The organism is Vulcanimicrobium alpinum (genome assembly GCF_027923555.1).
In the GTDB taxonomy this organism is placed as follows: Bacteria; Vulcanimicrobiota; Vulcanimicrobiia; order Vulcanimicrobiales; family Vulcanimicrobiaceae; genus Vulcanimicrobium; species Vulcanimicrobium alpinum.
In genome coordinates this window covers 3,144,786-3,160,784 of record NZ_AP025523.1, presented here as the reverse complement: position 1 = coordinate 3,160,784, position 15,999 = coordinate 3,144,786, and the positions used below count along the sequence as shown (strand labels likewise).

The 15,999-nt window shown below is 69.4% G+C and carries 16 protein-coding genes; 9 read left to right on the top strand and 7 right to left on the bottom strand.

Features of this window, described 5'->3' with window-relative positions:
• Window positions 1–5 precede the first annotated feature (5 nt).
• Genes WPS_RS16170 through WPS_RS16155 form a run of 4 tightly spaced genes read left to right on the top strand, consistent with a single transcriptional unit; the run spans window position 6 to window position 4,406 of the window.
• Window positions 6–1,193, top strand: coding sequence for a UDP-N-acetylglucosamine--N-acetylmuramyl-(pentapeptide) pyrophosphoryl-undecaprenol N-acetylglucosamine transferase (locus WPS_RS16170; protein ID WP_317995492.1), 1,188 nt, complete (start codon window positions 6–8; stop codon window positions 1,191–1,193).
• Window positions 1,190–2,560 carry a UDP-N-acetylmuramate--L-alanine ligase gene (gene murC / locus WPS_RS16165; RefSeq protein ID WP_317995491.1) on the top strand — a complete coding sequence of 457 codons (1,371 nt, stop codon included), beginning with the start codon at window positions 1,190–1,192 and terminating at the stop codon, window positions 2,558–2,560. The genes WPS_RS16170 and murC overlap by 4 nt, the downstream gene beginning before the upstream one ends.
• Window positions 2,557–3,486 (top strand): UDP-N-acetylmuramate dehydrogenase, encoded by a 930-nt coding sequence (gene murB / locus WPS_RS16160; protein ID WP_317995490.1) that lies wholly within the window; start codon window positions 2,557–2,559, stop codon window positions 3,484–3,486. Before murC ends, murB begins: the two co-directional genes overlap by 4 nt.
• Entirely contained in the window at window positions 3,483–4,406 is a 924-nt protein-coding gene (locus WPS_RS16155; RefSeq protein WP_317995489.1) for a D-alanine--D-alanine ligase family protein, read from the top strand. Before murB ends, WPS_RS16155 begins: the two co-directional genes overlap by 4 nt.
• A gap of 5 nt (window positions 4,407–4,411) precedes the next feature.
• Here WPS_RS16155 and WPS_RS16150 read toward each other — a convergent pair whose 3' ends face one another.
• The 7 genes from WPS_RS16150 to WPS_RS16120 are packed head-to-tail and all read right to left on the bottom strand — an operon-like array spanning window position 4,412 to window position 10,898.
• A complete protein-coding gene (locus WPS_RS16150; RefSeq protein WP_317995488.1) occupies window positions 4,412–5,410 on the bottom strand; it encodes an NAD(P)H-quinone oxidoreductase in 999 nt (332 codons plus the stop codon).
• On the bottom strand, window positions 5,407–6,267 hold the full coding sequence (locus WPS_RS16145) for an NAD(P)-dependent oxidoreductase (RefSeq protein ID WP_317995487.1): 861 nt from the start codon (window positions 6,265–6,267) through the stop codon (window positions 5,407–5,409). Before WPS_RS16145 ends, WPS_RS16150 begins: the two co-directional genes overlap by 4 nt.
• Window positions 6,268–6,270: 3 nt before the next feature.
• Window positions 6,271–6,990 carry an ABC transporter ATP-binding protein gene (locus WPS_RS16140; RefSeq protein WP_317995486.1) on the bottom strand — a complete coding sequence of 240 codons (720 nt, stop codon included), beginning with the start codon at window positions 6,988–6,990 and terminating at the stop codon, window positions 6,271–6,273.
• Window positions 6,983–7,756, bottom strand: coding sequence for an ABC transporter ATP-binding protein (locus tag WPS_RS16135; protein ID WP_317995485.1), 774 nt, complete (start codon window positions 7,754–7,756; stop codon window positions 6,983–6,985). Before WPS_RS16135 ends, WPS_RS16140 begins: the two co-directional genes overlap by 8 nt.
• On the bottom strand, window positions 7,749–8,759 hold the full coding sequence (locus WPS_RS16130) for a branched-chain amino acid ABC transporter permease (protein WP_317995484.1): 1,011 nt from the start codon (window positions 8,757–8,759) through the stop codon (window positions 7,749–7,751). Before WPS_RS16130 ends, WPS_RS16135 begins: the two co-directional genes overlap by 8 nt.
• Window positions 8,756–9,628, bottom strand: coding sequence for a branched-chain amino acid ABC transporter permease (locus tag WPS_RS16125; protein WP_317995483.1), 873 nt, complete (start codon window positions 9,626–9,628; stop codon window positions 8,756–8,758). The genes WPS_RS16130 and WPS_RS16125 overlap by 4 nt, the downstream gene beginning before the upstream one ends.
• A 4-nt stretch (window positions 9,629–9,632) precedes the next feature.
• Complete coding sequence (locus tag WPS_RS16120) at window positions 9,633–10,898, bottom strand: ABC transporter substrate-binding protein (protein ID WP_317995482.1); 1,266 nt, start codon at window positions 10,896–10,898, stop codon at window positions 9,633–9,635.
• A gap of 145 nt (window positions 10,899–11,043) precedes the next feature.
• Here WPS_RS16120 and WPS_RS16115 point away from each other — a divergent pair, with 145 nt between their 5' ends.
• The 5 genes from WPS_RS16115 to WPS_RS16095 all read left to right on the top strand — a co-directional run bounded on the left by WPS_RS16115 (window position 11,044) and on the right by WPS_RS16095 (window position 15,860).
• The gene (locus WPS_RS16115; RefSeq protein ID WP_317995481.1) at window positions 11,044–12,237 is read left to right on the top strand and encodes a citrate/2-methylcitrate synthase; all 1,194 of its coding nucleotides are present in this window, start codon (window positions 11,044–11,046) and stop codon (window positions 12,235–12,237) included.
• The gene (gene hisB / locus WPS_RS16110; protein WP_317997572.1) at window positions 12,234–12,824 is read left to right on the top strand and encodes an imidazoleglycerol-phosphate dehydratase HisB; all 591 of its coding nucleotides are present in this window, start codon (window positions 12,234–12,236) and stop codon (window positions 12,822–12,824) included. Before WPS_RS16115 ends, hisB begins: the two co-directional genes overlap by 4 nt.
• 76 nt (window positions 12,825–12,900) lie before the next feature.
• Window positions 12,901–13,440: a hypothetical protein gene (locus tag WPS_RS16105; protein WP_317995480.1), complete on the top strand. Its 540-nt coding sequence runs from the start codon at window positions 12,901–12,903 to the stop codon at window positions 13,438–13,440.
• Window positions 13,340–14,077 (top strand): VWA domain-containing protein, encoded by a 738-nt coding sequence (locus WPS_RS16100; RefSeq protein WP_317995479.1) that lies wholly within the window; start codon window positions 13,340–13,342, stop codon window positions 14,075–14,077. Before WPS_RS16105 ends, WPS_RS16100 begins: the two co-directional genes overlap by 101 nt.
• A 283-nt stretch (window positions 14,078–14,360) precedes the next feature.
• Window positions 14,361–15,860, top strand: coding sequence for a cobalamin-dependent protein (locus tag WPS_RS16095; protein ID WP_317995478.1), 1,500 nt, complete (start codon window positions 14,361–14,363; stop codon window positions 15,858–15,860).
• The last annotated feature ends 139 nt before the right edge of the window (window positions 15,861–15,999 follow it).

Sequence of the window (15,999 nt, the reverse complement as noted above, 5' to 3'; positions counted from 1 at the left end):
CCGTCGTGACACTGCGCGTCGCGTTCACCGGCGGCGGGACCGGCGGCCACATCTATCCCGCGCTCGCGATCGACGGCGCGTTGCGCGCCGCGTTCGACGACGGTTATGCCGCGCATTTCTACGGCAACCGGCACGGGCTCGAAGCCTCGCTGGTGACGGCGATGCCGCTGACGTTCGTCCCAAGCGCACCGCTGCGGCGCCGCTTCTCGCTGGGAACGCTGCGGACGATCGCTGCGAACGCCGCCGGCGTCGCCGTCGCGCTCGCCGCGCTCACGCGCTTTCGCCCGATGATGGTGATCGCGACCGGCGGGTACGTCTGCTTTCCGGTCGTCGTCGCGGCGCGCGTTCTGCGCGTCGCACGCCTCCTGCGGTGCGGGATCGCACTGCTCGAGATCAACGTCACGCCGGGGCTGACGAACCGGCTGCTCGCGCCGCTGGTCGACGAAGTGTGGACGACGTACGCGGCGTCGCGCGCGTCGTTCGGGCGCAAGACGGTCGTCACCGGCGCGCCGGTTCGCGGCGCGCTGCGCGCCGCGAGCGATCCGCGCGCGGCGCGCGCGCGGCTGCAGCTCGATCCGGAGCGTACGACGATCGTCGTGATGGGCGGCAGTCAAGGTGCGCGGTCGATCAACGAAGCGGTGGCGGCGCTGGTGACGCGCCGCACCCTTCCGGATGCGTGGCAGGTTCTGCACGTCAGCGGTGAACGCGACCATGCATACATGCAAGCCGAAGAACGCGAGCTCGCCGCCGGAAACCGCGTGCGGCTTGTCTCGTATCTCGCCGACCCGAGCGACGCCTACGCCGCCGCCGACGTCGTCGTCGCGCGCGCGGGTGCGTCGACGCTCGCCGAACTCGCGGCGACCGGCACACCCGCGATTCTGATCCCGTACCCGCACGCCGCGGACCAGCATCAGGCGCACAACGCGGCGCTCTTCGCCGAGGCGGGAGCCGCGACGGTGCTCTCCGACGCGGAACTCGACGGCGATCGGCTGTGGTGGGCGCTGCGCGACGTCCTCGAACCGGATCGCACCGGCGCGATGGCCGCGGCGGCGTGCGCGCTCGCGCCCCACGACGCGGCGGCCGCGATCGTCGAACGCGTTGGCATCGCAGGCTTGCGCCCGCTCCGGCTCACGCGCGCGCAGCGCGACGCGCGGGTGCGCGAGAACGCCGACGCGAACGGGGGTCGGCCGTGACGGAGGGGGCGTATCATCTGGTCGGCGCCGGCGGGATCGGCATGAGCGCGATCGCGCGTCTGCTGCTCGCGCGGGGCGCTCGGGTCAGCGGATCGGACGTCCGCCGCACGCCGCTGATCGAGGAACTCGAGGCCGAAGGCGTCCGCATCGCGATCGGTCACCGCGCCGAGAACGTCGGCGATGCGGCGACGGTCGTCGTCTCGTCGGCGATCGCGAAGGACAACCCCGAGTTCGTCGCCGCGATCGAACGGCGGCTCGACATCGTCACCCGCGGGAAGCTGCTCGCAGTACTCGCCGAAGGCCGCAAGCTCGTCGCGGTCGCCGGCACGCACGGAAAGACGACGACGACCGCGATGCTCGCGTCGGTCTTCGAAGAGGCAGGCTACGATCCGACGGTCGCGGTCGGCGGCGTCCGCGTGGACACCGGCAAGAACGCGCGCGCGGGGAGCGCGTGGTTCGTCACCGAGGCCGACGAATCGGACGGCTCGTTCCTGCATCTCAATCCGACGATCGCGGTGGTGACGAACATCGAGAACGATCACATCGGCTCGGATGCCGAGATGGCGTCGCTGATCGAGCAGTTCGGGACCTTCGTCAACAAGGTGCCGCCGACGGGCCGCGCGGTGATCGGGACCGACAACCGTTCGAGCGCGTTCGTCGGGCGGATGGCGCGCGCGCCGGTGACGACGTTCGCGACGCGCGCCGCCGCCGACCTCACCGTCGCCGATATCGCGTACGACAACTTGGGCTCGCGGTTCAGCGTCCTCGAACTCGGGACGCCGCTCGGCGAGATCGCGCTCAACGTTCCGGGTGAGATCAACGTGCAGAACGCGCTCGGTGCGACCGCCGCAGCGCGCGCAGCCGGAATCCCCTTCGCCCCGATCGCCGCCGCGCTGCGCGGTTTTCACGGCGTGCGGCGGCGCTTCGAGATCGTCGGCCGCGGCGCGTTCACCGTCGTCGACGATTACGCGCATCACCCGACGGCGATCGAGAAGACGATCGCGGCGGCGCGCGGCGTCGCGCAGGGCGCGCCGATCGTCGTCGCGTTCCAGCCGCACCGGTACACGCGCACCGCATACCTGCGCGACGCGTTCACCGAGTCGCTGCGCGGCGCCGACCGCGTCGTGCTCGCGCCGATCTATGCGGCGTCGGAAGCGCCGATCCCCGAGATCTCGGAGCGCTCGATCGGCGAGCCGCTCGCCGCGAGCGGGACGCCGGTCAGCTACGTCGCCGACGTCGAGGAGCTGCTCGACGTGATCCCGCACGAAGCGCCGGACGGCGCCCTCGTGCTGATGCTCGGCGCCGGCTCGATCTCGGGCGTCGCGCATCGCCTCGGCGAGCGCGTCGCCGCCGCGCTCGCGCGGTGAAGACGGTCCGGCTCCTCGACGACGGCGACCGCGACGCGCTGCGCGAACGGTTCGGCGAGCGCGCGCGCTTCGCGCAGCCGCTCGCGCCGTTCACCTGGTGGAAGATCGGCGGCCCGGCCGACGCGCTCGTCGACGTCGAGAGCGCTGAGGAGCTCGCGTTCGTCCTGCTCCGCGTCCGCAAGCGGCGGCTGCCGATGTTCGTGCTCGGATCGGGTTCGAATCTGCTGGTCGGCGACGGCGGGATCCGCGGGATCGTGCTCCGGCTCGAAGGCGAGTTCTCGACGCTCGACGTGCGCGCGGAGAACGGGACGGTGATCGCGGCCGCCGGCGGGAGCGCGTCGCTCCCGGCGCTGTGCGCGCAGGTGGCGACCCTCGGCGGGATCGGCGTCGACGGTTTGGCGGGGATCCCCGCGACGGTCGGCGGCGCGATCCGCATGAACGCCGGGACCGATCGCGAGATCGGCGAGTTCGCGCGCGAGGTGATCGTGCAGGCCCCGGCGCGCCCGGAGCCGCACCGCGTCGACGTCGGCTGGCGCTACCGGCAGACGTCGCTGCCGCGTGACGCGATCGTCGCGCGCGCCGAGCTGCGGTTCGAACGCGGCGACGCGGCCGCGGTGCGCGAGCGCCTGCAGTCGCGCCTGGTGCGGCGCAAGGCGACCCAGCCCGTCGCGATCCCGAACTCCGGGTCGTGCTTCCGCAACCCCGAGGGCGATCACGCCGGACGCCTGATCGAAGCCGCCGGCGCCAAGGGCTGGCGCGAAGGCGGGGCCGAAGTGTCGCCGCTCCACGCCAACTTCATCGTGAACACCGGCGGCGCGTCGGCGCGGGACGTCGCGACGCTCCTGACGCGCGTGCGCCGCGCGGTCCAGGATGAGTTCGGCGTCGAGCTCCATCTCGAAGTGCATCTCGTCGGAGAATTTCATTGAAGGTCGCCGTGGTGATGGGTGGTCCGAGCGCGGAACGCGAGGTGTCGATCCAAAGCGGCACCGGCGTGATGCGCGCGCTCGCCGCGCTCGGCCACGATGCACGTTCGCTCGACTTCGACGGCCGCTTCGTCGAAGCGATTCGCGAGATCGCGCCGGACGTCGTCTTCAACGCGCTGCACGGACCGGGCGGCGAAGACGGCACGATCCAAGGGATCCTCGAGTGGATGGGGATTCCGTTCACCGGCAGCGGGATCGCCGCGTGCGCGGTCGCGATGGACAAGCACCTCACGAAGAAGCTGCTCGCCGCCGAGGGCCTGCCGACGCCCGCCTGGGACGTCTTCGATCTCACCGGCGGGACGCTGCCGCTGCTGCCGGGTTCGCTGAATCTGCCGTTGGTGGTGAAACCGCGCGCGAGCGGTTCGAGTGCGGGCGTGGTGATCGTGAAGTCGCACGAAGCGTGGTCGAAGGCGGTGCTCGCCGCATCGACGCGCACGCCCGAGGTGCTGGCCGAGGAGTTCGTGCCGGGGCGCGAGTTCTCGTGCGGCGTGCTCGGTGAAGAAGCGCTGCCGGTCGTCGAGATCGTGCCTAGCGACGAGTTCTATTCGTACGACGCGAAGTACAAGCCGGGCGGCTCGCGCCATCTCATCCCGGCGCCGATCGATCACGATCTCACCTCGCGTCTGCAGACGCTCGCGCTCTCGGTGCATCGCCTGCTGGGCCTGCGCGATTACTCGCGCACCGACTTCATCGTCACCAAAGAAGGGCGTCCGACGATCCTCGAGATCAACGCGCTCCCCGGGATGACGCCGACCAGCCTCCTCCCCGAAGAAGCGTTGAGCGCCGGCATCTCCTACGAAGCGCTGGTGGAACGCCTCGTGCAGCACGCCCTCGCCCGCGCAACCGAACTGCAAGTCGGCTGACGCGCTCAGCGTGAGATGGTCAGGACGATTTTTCCGATGTGGTCGCCGGCGTCGATGCGGCGGTGGGCGTCGGCGGCGCGTTCCAGCGGGAACGTCGTGTCGATGACGGGGCGGTAGGCGCCGCTTTCGATCAGCGGCCACACCTCGGCGAGCACCGCTTGCGCAATCGCACCTTTTTCGGCGACGCTGCGCGGGCGCAGCAGCGAACCCGTGATCCAGAGCCGCTTGCGCATCACGATGCCCAGGTTCACCTCGGCGTGCGCGTCGCGCATCGTGCCGACTTGCGTGAGCCGTCCGTCCATCGCGAGAACGTCGAGGTTGCGCGGCGTGTATTCGCCGCCGACGATGTCGAGCACGACGTCGACACCCCGGCCGCCGGTCGCCTCGCGCACGACGGCGACGAAGTCTTCGTCGCGATAGTCGACGCAGCGTTCCGCTCCGAGCCGTTCGCACACCGCGCGCTTCTCGGCACCGCCCGCCGTCGCGAACACGCGCGCGCCGCGCGCCTTCGCGATCTGGATCGCCGTCGTCCCGATCCCGCTCGCGCCGCCGTGCACGAGAAGCGACTCGCCGCGCTGCAGGCGCGCGCGCTCGAACACGTTCACCCATACCGTGAACGTCGTCTCCGGAAGCGCCGCCGCTTCGACCATGCTGACGCCGCGCGGAATCGGCAGACATTGCGCCGCGGGCGCGACTGCGTGCGCCGCGTAGCCCCCGCCCGAGAGCAGCGCGCACACCTGGTCGCCGACGGCGAACTCGGTCACGCGCGCGCCGCGCGCCGCGATCGTCCCCGCAACTTCCAGCCCCGGGATCGGCGAGGCGCCGGGCGGCGGCGGATAGGCGCCGAGCCGCTGAAACACATCGGGCCGGTTGACGCCCGCCGCTGCCACGGAGATGAGGACGTCGTCGTCGCCGAGCGGCGGGAGCGGAATCTCCTTGGAAACCAGGACATGGGGTCCGCCGGGCCGCTCGATCGCGATCGCAGTCGTCGTGGCGGGGATCATCGCTCGTACAATCCCGCGATCGCGGTCATCCCCGCGATCTCGGGATCGCGCGCGAGCGCCATCCGGAACAGCGACGTGACGAGCCCCGTGAGCGGGACCGGCGCGCGCACGCTCCCCGCCATGTCGGAGACGATCTCCAGATCTTTCAAGATCAGGGTGCGGCGGTCGGTGCGCTCCGCGCCGCGCGCCATCGCGGTCGCGAAGTCGCGGCGCAACGGCGAGTCGGCCCAGCCGCCTTCGACCGCATCGACGAGGGTCTCGGGATCGATGCCGCACGCGCGCGCGTAGCCGATGATCTCGGCCCAGATCGCGATCGTCGACGCGACCACAGCCTGATTGCACGATTTCGCGATCTGCCCGCTGCCGACGGGGCCGAGGTGCGTCGCCTTCGCGACGTACGCCGCGATCCAGGGCATCACGCGCGCAACGTCACCGTCGCTGCCGCCGAGAAACGACGCCAGCGTCCCCGCACGCGCGCCGCCGGGACCGCCCGAAACCGGCGCGTCGACCCACCCCGCTCCGATCTCCGTCAGTTGCTCGGCAAAACCGCGCGTCTCGTCGGGATGGATCGTCGAGTGGTCGACGACCAGCGTCCCCGCGCTCGCGCCCTCCGCGATCCCGCGTTCGCCGAAGACGATCTCCTCGACGGCGTCGCCGTCGGTGACGCAGACGAACGTCGCCTCGCAGCGCACCGCGACGTCGGCCGGCGACGCGGCGGCGGTCGCGCCGGCGTCGAGCGCGGGCTGCAGCCGCGCCGCGCTGCGATTCCACACCACCACCTCGTGACCGGCGCCGATCAGCCGCAGCGCCATCGGCAGGCCGATCTCGCCGAATCCGATCCATCCCAAGCTCGCCATCGCCTAGCTCGCCGCAACCTCCAGGCCCATCAGCGTGCGGATGCGGTCGCGATCCGCCGCGAGCTCGGCGGCCGGCCCCGAGTGCACGACGCGGCCGCTGTCGAGCACGTACGCGCGGTCGGCGACCCGCAGCGCGAGCAGCGCGTTCTGCTCGACGAGCAGAATCGCGACGCCCGTCTTCTTCAACTCGGCGAGCATGCGATAGACATCCTCGACGACGAGCGGCGCGAGGCCCTGCGAGGGCTCGTCGACGAGCAGGAGGCGCGGGTTCGCCACCAGCGCGCGCCCAATCGCGAGCATCTCCTGTTCGCCGCCGGAGAGCCGGCCCGATTTGCGCGCGCGCAGCTCCGCGAGTTTCGGCAGCTTCTCGAAGACCCGCGCGATCGTCCAGTCGCCGCCGCGCCCGTTCTCGGCGAGCTGCAGGTTCTCGAGCGTGCTCAAGTCTTTGAACATCCGGCGTCCTTCGGGGACGTAGCCGACGCCCAGCCGAGCGATCTGATAGGCAGGCCGGCCGGTGATGTCGCGGCCGTCGTAGCGGATCGTTCCGGCGCGCGGCGGCGTGAGGCCGAGGATGCTGCGCATCGTCGTCGTCTTGCCGGCGCCGTTGAGCCCGAGCAGCGCGACGACTTCGCCTTCGCCGACGGTGAGCGAGACGTCGCGCAGGATGCGGATCTTTCCGTAATTGGTGCACAGGCCGTCGACGGCGAGCAGGGGTTCAGACATGGTCGAGGACGCCTTCTCCGAGATACGCGCTGCGCACGGCGTTGTTGGCGGCGATCTCCGCGGGCGCGCCTTCGGCGAGCAATTTGCCGCGGTCGAGGACGGTGATGCGATCGGCGAGCGAGAGGACGACGCGCATGTTGTGCTCGACGAAGAGGACGGTGAGCCCGAGGCGAAGGCGCAGATCGCGGATCACGCCCATGATGCGGTCGGTCTCGGCTTCGGCGAGGCCGGCCATCGGCTCGTCGAGCAGCACCAGCACCGGATCGGTCGAGAGGCTCATCGCGATCTCGCACAACCGCTGCGATCCGTGCGCGAGCTCGGCGAGCGGGCGATCGCGCTGGTCGGCCAGATTGACGAAGCCGAGCAGTTCGTCGACGCGCGTGTCGACGGCGCGCTTCGCCTCGCCGCGCAGCGCGCCCAAGCGGAACGCATGGTTTGCGTGCGCGCGCACGCCGAGGCGGATGTTCTCGTCGACGGTGAGTTCGGGGAAGACGCTCGGCGTCTGAAACGTCCGCCCCATCCCCATCGCGACGCGCCGCCAGTTCATCATCCGCGTCACGTCGACGCCCTTGAACCGCACCTGACCGTGCTCGGGCATCGCGAAGCCGGAGATCGCGTTGAAGAACGTCGTCTTCCCCGCACCGTTGGGGCCGATCAGCGCGTGGATCGTCCCTTCGCGGACCTGCATCGAGACGTCGTCGACCGCACGGACGCCGCCGAAGACCTTCGTGATCGAATCGGCTTCGAGCATGATCGCATCAGACACCGCGGCCCACCTCCACCGGCGCGTTCGCGTCGAACGCCGCGCTCGCGTCGTCGTCGGGCGCACCGGTGCGCGCGGCGCGCAGCGCGCCGATCGTCCCGACGATCCCGCGCGGGAAGCCCAGCACGCACGCGACGAACAGCGCGCCGAGCACGATCTGCCACAGCGGCGTGATCGTCGAGATGATGTCTTTCCCGATCACGTAGATGAACGCGCCGACCAGCGACCCCCACACCGTGCCGGCGCCGCCGAGGATCATCATCAGCACGAAGAAGCCCGACTGGTGCCAGTCGAGTTCGAGCGGATACGCGAAGTTGATCAGCAGCGAGAAGAGCGCCCCCCCGAGCCCCGCCATCGTCGAGGAGATCAGCAGCGCGACGAAGATAAAGCGGTCGGTGTTGAGCCCGAGATACCGCACGCGGACCTCGTTCTGCCGGATCGCGATCAGCGTCCACCCGAACGGCGAGCGCACCACGGACCGGAAAGCGAACACGCACGCGATGAACACGGCCAGCGCGACGTAGTAGAACGCCGTTTCGTTGATCGACACGTGCCCGAGCCCGACCGGCGGGCGCGGGAAGTTCATCCCGTCCTCGCCGCCGGTGACGTCGGTGTAGCGGTAGGCGACGAAGTAGAAGACCTGCCCGAACGCGATCGAGAGCAGGCCGAAGTAGATCCCGCGCCGGCGCAGCAGAAACGGCGCGAGGAGCAGGCCGCCGGCGAGTGCGGCGAGCGTCCCGATGACGACCGCCGCCACGAAGTCGACGTGAAAATATTTGACCGAGAGCCCCGCGCCGTAGGCGCCGAGGCCGAAGTACGCCGCATTGCCGAACGCGGGAAGTCCGGTGTAGCCGAGCAGCAGGTTCACGCTCATCACCGCGAGTGCCGTCACCAGCACCTCGGTGACGATGGAGACGTCGAGATGGATCAGCGGCGAGAGCAGCGGCGCCGCGGCGAGGAGCACGAGGATCACCGCCGCTCCGACGGTACCGGAGCGCGCGTTCACCCGAAGATGCCTTCTTCGCCGAAGAGTCCGCGCGGCCGCACGAGCAGGACGATCGCCATCAGCACGTACATCGACACCTCGCTCGCGGCGGGGATGAAGAGCGTGGTCATCGAGATCGCGATCCCGATCAGCATCCCGCCGACGATGCTGCCGAAGAGACTGCCCATCCCGCCGATGATGACGGTGACGAACGCCGGCATCAGCAGCGCGTTCCCGCTCGTCGGCGAAAGGCCGAGCATCCCCGCCGCGAGCACGCCGGCGATCCCGGCGAGGAAGATCCCGAGGCCGAAGTTCACCGCGTAGAGCACCTGGGTGTTGGTGCCGAGCGCGGCGATCATCTCGGTGTCCTGCACCGCCGCCCGCAGGCGCAGCCCGAAACGCGTGCGGGTAAGGAAGAGCGCGAGCGCGACGATCGCGACGATCAGCACGGCCGCGATGAAGATGCGGAATATCGGGAAGCTCATGAATCCGAGCGACGCCGCACCCGCCAGCGCCGCCGGCGGCGAGAACGGAACGCCGTTCGAGCCCCAGATGAGCCGGAAGATCTCCTCGGCGATGAGGGAGAGTCCGAACGTCATCAGCAGGCTGTAAAACGGCTCGCGTTTGTAGAGCGGCCGCACCAGACCCCGCTCCACGAACACGCCGACGAGAACCGTGATCACCGGCGCCGCGATCAGCACGAACCAGAACGGCACACCGCGCTGGACGAGCGTGTACGCGAGGTAGCCCGCGAGCGTCATGAAGCTCCCGTGCGCCATGTTGATGGTGCCGGTGAGGTTCATGATGAGCGAGAGCCCGAGCGCCACGATCGCGTAGAACGCTCCGAGCACCAGCCCGTTGAAGAGCTGCGGCGCCAGATGCTCGATCACGGCGCTACGGGTAGCCCAGTTTGCAGACGGCTTCTTTCTGCGCGACGGTCTGTTCGATCGCTTCGGGCGCGTTGATGTCGACGACGTCGAAGAGATCGTCCTTGTCGCCGGGCGTCCCGTTCGGACGGATCTTCGCCACCCACATCGGCCACATCAGCTGATGATCTTCCTTGCGGTAGTAGGCGCTGCCGTTGAAGATCGACGTGAAGCGCGTGTTCTCGAGCGCGTGCGCGATCTTCACCGATTCGGTCGACTTCGTCTCGGCCATCGCGTTGATCAGCCGGTCGGCGGTGACGTAGCCGAAGCACGAGCGTGCGGTCGGCGGCTTGTTGAACCGCTTCATGTAGTCGGCGACGAACGCATGCGCGAGCTTGTTGTTCTTGCCCAGCGTCTTCTCGCTCTTGTAGTACCACTCGACGCCCCAGTAACCGCCGCGCGCTTCGGGCGGCAAGCCGTACAGCGGCTCGAGTTCGACCTGCGGTCCGCCGACCGGGTACTTCTTGAGCAGCCCGAACTGGTTCATCTGCTTGAGGCAGTTGGTGTAGTCGTCGCCCTGCACGAACACCAGCACGAGATCCGGCTTCGCCGCGTCGATCTTGGTGAGGTACGAACTGAAATCGGTCGTGCCCAGCGGCGTCAGCTCGTTGCCGACGACGGTGCCGCCGATGTGCGCGAGCACGTCCTTGAAGCCGCTTTCCAGCGCGTGGCCGTACGCATAGTCGGGCGTGATGAAGAACCACTTCTTGCCGAAGCGCTTCTGCAGCGAGTAGCCGGTCGCGTGCGTCTCCATCCACGTGCTGTGGCAGGTGCGGAACACGTTCCAGTGACAGCTCTTCCCGGTGACGTCGTCGGTGTGGCCGCCGCTGTCGATGAAGAGCGTGTTGAGCGAGTTCGAGACGCCGGCGACCGAAAGCGAGACCGCGCTCGAGACGGTGCCGACCAGCGCGACGACCTTGTCCTGATTGACGAGCTTGCGCGCCTTCTGAGCGGCGACGCCGGGATCGTTCTGCTCGTCTTCCTTGACGAGCTCGACCTTGCGACCCATCGCGCCGCCGCGTTTGTTCCACGCGTCGACGGCCATCTGGAAGCCGTTGGTTTCGTTCTCACCCGGGCCGGCGTAGACGCCGGTGTACGGTTCGAGCAATCCGATCTTGATGGTGTCCGCCGCTTCGCCGATCCGCGGCAGATACGCCGGGATCCCGAACGCCGCGGCCGTGCCGGCTCCGGCGAGCGTGACGAACGAGCGACGACTGAGAACGGTACGGGCCATGGGACCTCCTTCTCGACGCGCGGGCTCGGCGCAGACGCCGGCCCATCGACGTTCGATTGTGACCTTTCTCGTGTTGTGCCCTCTCTCTCGCGCGAAGAACCAGCAACCGTGGGGAGAAGCCCGGCGGCGTCGAGAACCTCCTTTCATGGCGTCCACGGTGGTCAACCCCGGGCTTGAAGGGATCGTCGTCGGCGAGACGGTGCTCAGCAACGTCGAAGGCGACGTCGGCCGGCTGACCTATCGCGGCTACGACATCCACGACCTCGCCGAACACGCGACCTACGAAGAGGTCGTGCACCTGCTGCTCTTCGGGCGGCTCCCGACGTACCAGGAACTGCTCGATCTCAAGGCGCGGCTCGTCGCCCGCCGCAGCCTGCCCTCCGGCGTGGTCGCGATGCTGCACGCCGTCCCTCGCGACGCATGGCCGATGGACGTGCTGCGCACCGGCGTCTCCGCGATCTCGCACTTCCTCCCGCACCGCCCCGACGGCTCGCACGACACGAACATCGACGCCGCGATCGATCTGGTCGCGAAGTTCCCGACGCTGGTCGCCGTGTGGGATCGTTTGCGGCGCGGCCTCGAACCGATCGCACCCGATTCGACGCTCGATCATGCCGCGAACTTCCTGTGGATGCGCAGCGGCGAGCGCCCGATCCCGGCGGCGGAGGCGGCGCTCGACACGTACTTCATCCTGCTTGCCGATCATTCGTACAACGCCTCGACGTTCTCGGCGCGCGTCACCGCGTCGACCGGCGAGGACATCTACGGCGCGGTCGCGGCCGCGGTCGCGACGCTCGCCGGCGATCTGCACGGAGGCGCCCCCAGCAAGGTGATGACGATGCTTGAAGAGATCGGCCTGCCGGAGAAGGCGGAGCCGTACGTTCGCGCGCTGCTCGGGCGCGGCGAGAAGATCATGGGAATGGGGCATCGCGAGTACAAGATTCGCGATCCGCGCGCGGCCCATCTCGAACGGATGGCGAAGAACCTCACCGAGAAGTCGCACACGAAGTGGTACTTGATCGCGCGCGCGCTCGAAGACGCGTCGAACGCGGTGCTCGCCGAGGTCAAGCCCGGGAAGCCGATCTACGCGAACGTCGAGTTCTACACCGCACCGACGCTCGCGAGCCTGGGGATTCCCAGCGACGAGTTCACCTGCACGTTCGCGTGCGGGCGCATCGCGGGGTGGTCGGCGCACGTGCTCGAGCAAGTCGCGCATAACCGTTTGATCCGACCGCAGGCGACGTACGTCGGGCCCGCGGTACACCCGTACGAACCGATCGCAGCGCGGAATGCCCGGGGCAACGGCGCGGCTTCCGGCGGCGCGGGGTCTTACAACTGAGCGCGCGCGCCGCGCGTATCGCGCGCGAAACGAAGGAGACGCGGATCGATCTGCGGCTCGCGCTCGACGGCGGTCCGATCGCGATCGAAACCGGCGTCGATTTCTTCGATCACATGCTGACCGCGCTCGCGACGCACGCGGGGCTAGGCCTGGAACTGCACGCGCACGGCGACGGGATGGACCATCACCATCTCGTCGAGGACGTCGGGATCGCGCTCGGACGCGCGATCGACGAAGCGCTGGGCGACAAGCGCGGGATCGCGCGGTTCGGCTCGATCGCCGTCCCGCTCGACGACGCCCTCGTCCAGTGCGCGGTCGACCTGAGCGGCCGCCCCTGGCTCACCTACGACGTCCCGTTTTCAGTGGACCGTGTCGGCGCGCTGCCGACCGAACTCGTCCCGCATTTCTTCCGCAGCGTCGTCGACCACGGCAAGTTCAACCTGCACCTGCTGCGCTGGGGCGGGACCAACAACCATCACCTGTGCGAGGCCGCGTTCAAAGCGTTCGCGCGCGCGTTCGCGCAAGCCAAGGCCGTCACGGGCTCGGGCGAAGTCCCCTCGACGAAAGGAACGCTCGGCGAGAACTGAAGCCCGCCGCAGGCCGCCGAAGTAGAACGCGGTGCGCTCGCCTGCCGGTGAGCCCCGGCCGAGAGATTCCGATACCGTGACCGCGCGACGCATTCTCGTGACCTGTCTCGAAAATAGAGAGAGGTTTTTTTTGATCTTCCTCCTCGCCTCGCAGGACGCCGTCGACGGGATCATCACCTACGAAGCGAGCATCGTTGCGCGCGACGCTGATCCGAAACTGCACGAACGGCTGGTGCGCGTCTATCCGAGCGACGGTGTGGTGACGGCCGACTATCCCCTGGACCTGCTCGACGAGCAGAAGCATGACGCCTACGACGATCGTCGCGTACCTGAAGAGCGACGACGTGCAGAAGCGAATCGTCGCCGAAACCTCTCGCCGCCCGACCTCGACGGCGGTCGCCTCGACGTACCCGGCGATCGTCGCGGAGACGTCGTTCCCCGCGTCGGCCGGCGCGGTCCAGCAATTGCTGCTGCGATTTCTCAACTAGGACCGCGTTCCGGCGCACTCGTTCTACGTGCTCGACAAACCGGCTCGATGGACAACGACGACGGTACGGGGAGGAGCCGGATCGACCGCGTGCGCTCGACGTCCTCACCGGCAGCGATCCGTCGCTGACCGGACAGTTCGCGCGTTCAACGACCACGAACGGATCACGATCATCACGTTCAGCGAACATCCCGAGATCGACCGCACCTTCCAGATGACGAGGGCCGACGATCCTGCCGTCTACAGCTCGGTGAAGCAGCTCGCCGCAGGGCTGCAGGCGGGCGGCAGCACCGCGATCTTCGCCGCGCGCGAAGCGGCGCTCGACGAGGCGGTGCGCGATCGCACCACCGATGCGCGATACGACACGATCGTGCTGATGACCGACGGCGAGAACAACCACGGCGACGACTTCAACGCGTTTGCGGCGAAGTGGTACGCGCTGCCGCCGTTCGCGCAGCACATCCGGATCTTCCCGATTTTCATCGGGAAACGAGTCCGGGCGCTGGTCGCGCGCGACAGCACGGCCGCTCGAGACCCACTTGAGCGCGGAGATGAACGTGCAGGACGCGGTCGCCGGCGTCCAGCGTCTCGCCGCGGAGGCGCAGCACAAGCTCCCGCCCGACATCGCGCGCGGGCCGGCCAGATCGCGACCGACGTCGTCGAGATCCTGCCCCGGCTCCCCGCGCACGGCGTCGTCGCCGCGACCTTCGCCGACGTCCGCTCGACCGCGACGAGCTATCTCCCCGACACGCTCAACGCGTCCTGACGATCCCGGCGGCCTACCGCAACACGGCGACGATCCGCGACGTCAAGACCGCCCGGCAGATCGTGGTCGAGCAGCTGACGGTGCTGGCCGCGAAGATGCACGAGATCGCCCAGGACGCGGTCCAGGACGACGCCAAGCGCTCCTGGCCAACGGCCGCTTCCTCAAGGAGCGCTTCGCCTCGGCGCCGATGTCCCGCACGGGCTGAGGCCGGGGGAAGCGTTTTCGTGCGGTTTGCGCCGAGTCGTATCCGCGCCGCCGCCCGAGGGGGTACACTACGGGTACCGTGCTTCTCCCAAGGCTGCCCCAGAACGATCGTTTGCGATGCGTCTGGGCTTTTGCCGCTCGCGACGCAGCCGCGCTGAGCCGTCAGCGGGGCCGATACCTCGCCGCTCTGCAGTCGATCGCGCGTCCGGATTCCGACTTCGACGGAGCCGGGGTGATCTTCGGCGAGTTCGTGAACAACGCAGCTGCACACGCGCCGGGTCCGGTCCTCGCCGAATTGATCGTCGACGAGGGCGCCGCGTATCTCACCGTCGAGGATCTCGGGCCCGGAGTGCGCGAGAACACGCGTTCCGCTCCGCATCCGCACGCCGTCTCCGGCCGCGGCCTCGCGCTGGTCGAATCGCTGGCCCACGAGGTCACGATCGAGCCGCGCGCAGTGATCGGTACGATCGCGCAGGCCGAACTCCCCGTCACCGTCGACGCCTCCGCGCGCGAGCGGCCCGACGCAGGCGAAGCGGCGCGCGCCGCGTTCGCCGACTACGAACTCGAATGCTGGATGACGCGTCGCGCCGAGCGCCTGGCGCAGCGCATCGCGCGCTCGGCGCCGCGCGACCTGCATGCGTTCTTCCACGCCGCACCGGGCGAACACGTCCCGCCGCATCTCGCCGAATCGGTCCGCGCGCTCGCGCTCGGCATCGGCTTGGGCACGTGGCCGCTGTGGGTCGCCGACGCCCGCTGGACCGGCCGCGTCGCCGCGGCGCGCGGGCTCGACCCCGCGGTCGCGCGGCGCGTCTGGAGCCGCTTCTTCAACGTGCTCGGCGTGAACGTTCCCGTCCCGCATCGAGCACGCATTCGCGCGATCGCGCAGCACGCGCTGCAGGACGGCGACGCAGCCGCGCACGCCGCGCTCTCTCCGCTCGCCCGGCGCTACGTCGAGGCGGTCGACCGGTCCGTCGCCGAGTCGCGCGCGCTGCTGCACGACGCGAGAGGCGGCGGCATGTCGGTCGCCGAGCTATACGACGGCGTACTCGCACCGGCGATGCAGGAGACCGGTCGACAGTGGGAAGCCGCGACCATCGGGATCGCGCACGAACGGCGCCGCACCTCCGCGACGCGCGAACGGATCGCGGAACTGCGCGACCGACCTCGGCCGCACGCCAGGCGGCTGGGGACGATCTTCGCCGCGTGCGCGCCGGGTGAAGATCACGACATCGGCTTGCGTATGGTTGCGAATCTCGCCGAAGACGCCGGCTGGGATGTCGCTTTTCTCGGTGCGCGTGTCCCGGCGGTGCAAATCGTTGCCGGCGCGCTCGCGGCGCGGCCCGACGTGATCGCGCTCTCAGCGTCGCTCACGCTGACGGTAAGCGCGCTCGTGCCGCTCATCGCGTCGCTGCGCGCGCACCCCGAACTCGGCGGCGTCCCGATCGTCGTGGGCGGCGGTCCGTTCGCCGCGTTTCGCGATTTGCACGCCGTCGTCGGCGCCGACGCGACTGCCGTCGACGCAGCGTCGGCGCTCGAGATGTTTGCACAGCACGCACGCACGCTGACCCCGTTGACGTAGACGCGCCGATCTTGCCGGCTGCGCGACGGGTACTCCTCGGACGGGACTCTCGTCCCACGCGCGAGGGCGTCGAAGCCCGGTAGCCTGGGCGAATGATCGCGGCGAAGAGACTGTGGCCCCCCGTGGTCTTGGCATGTGC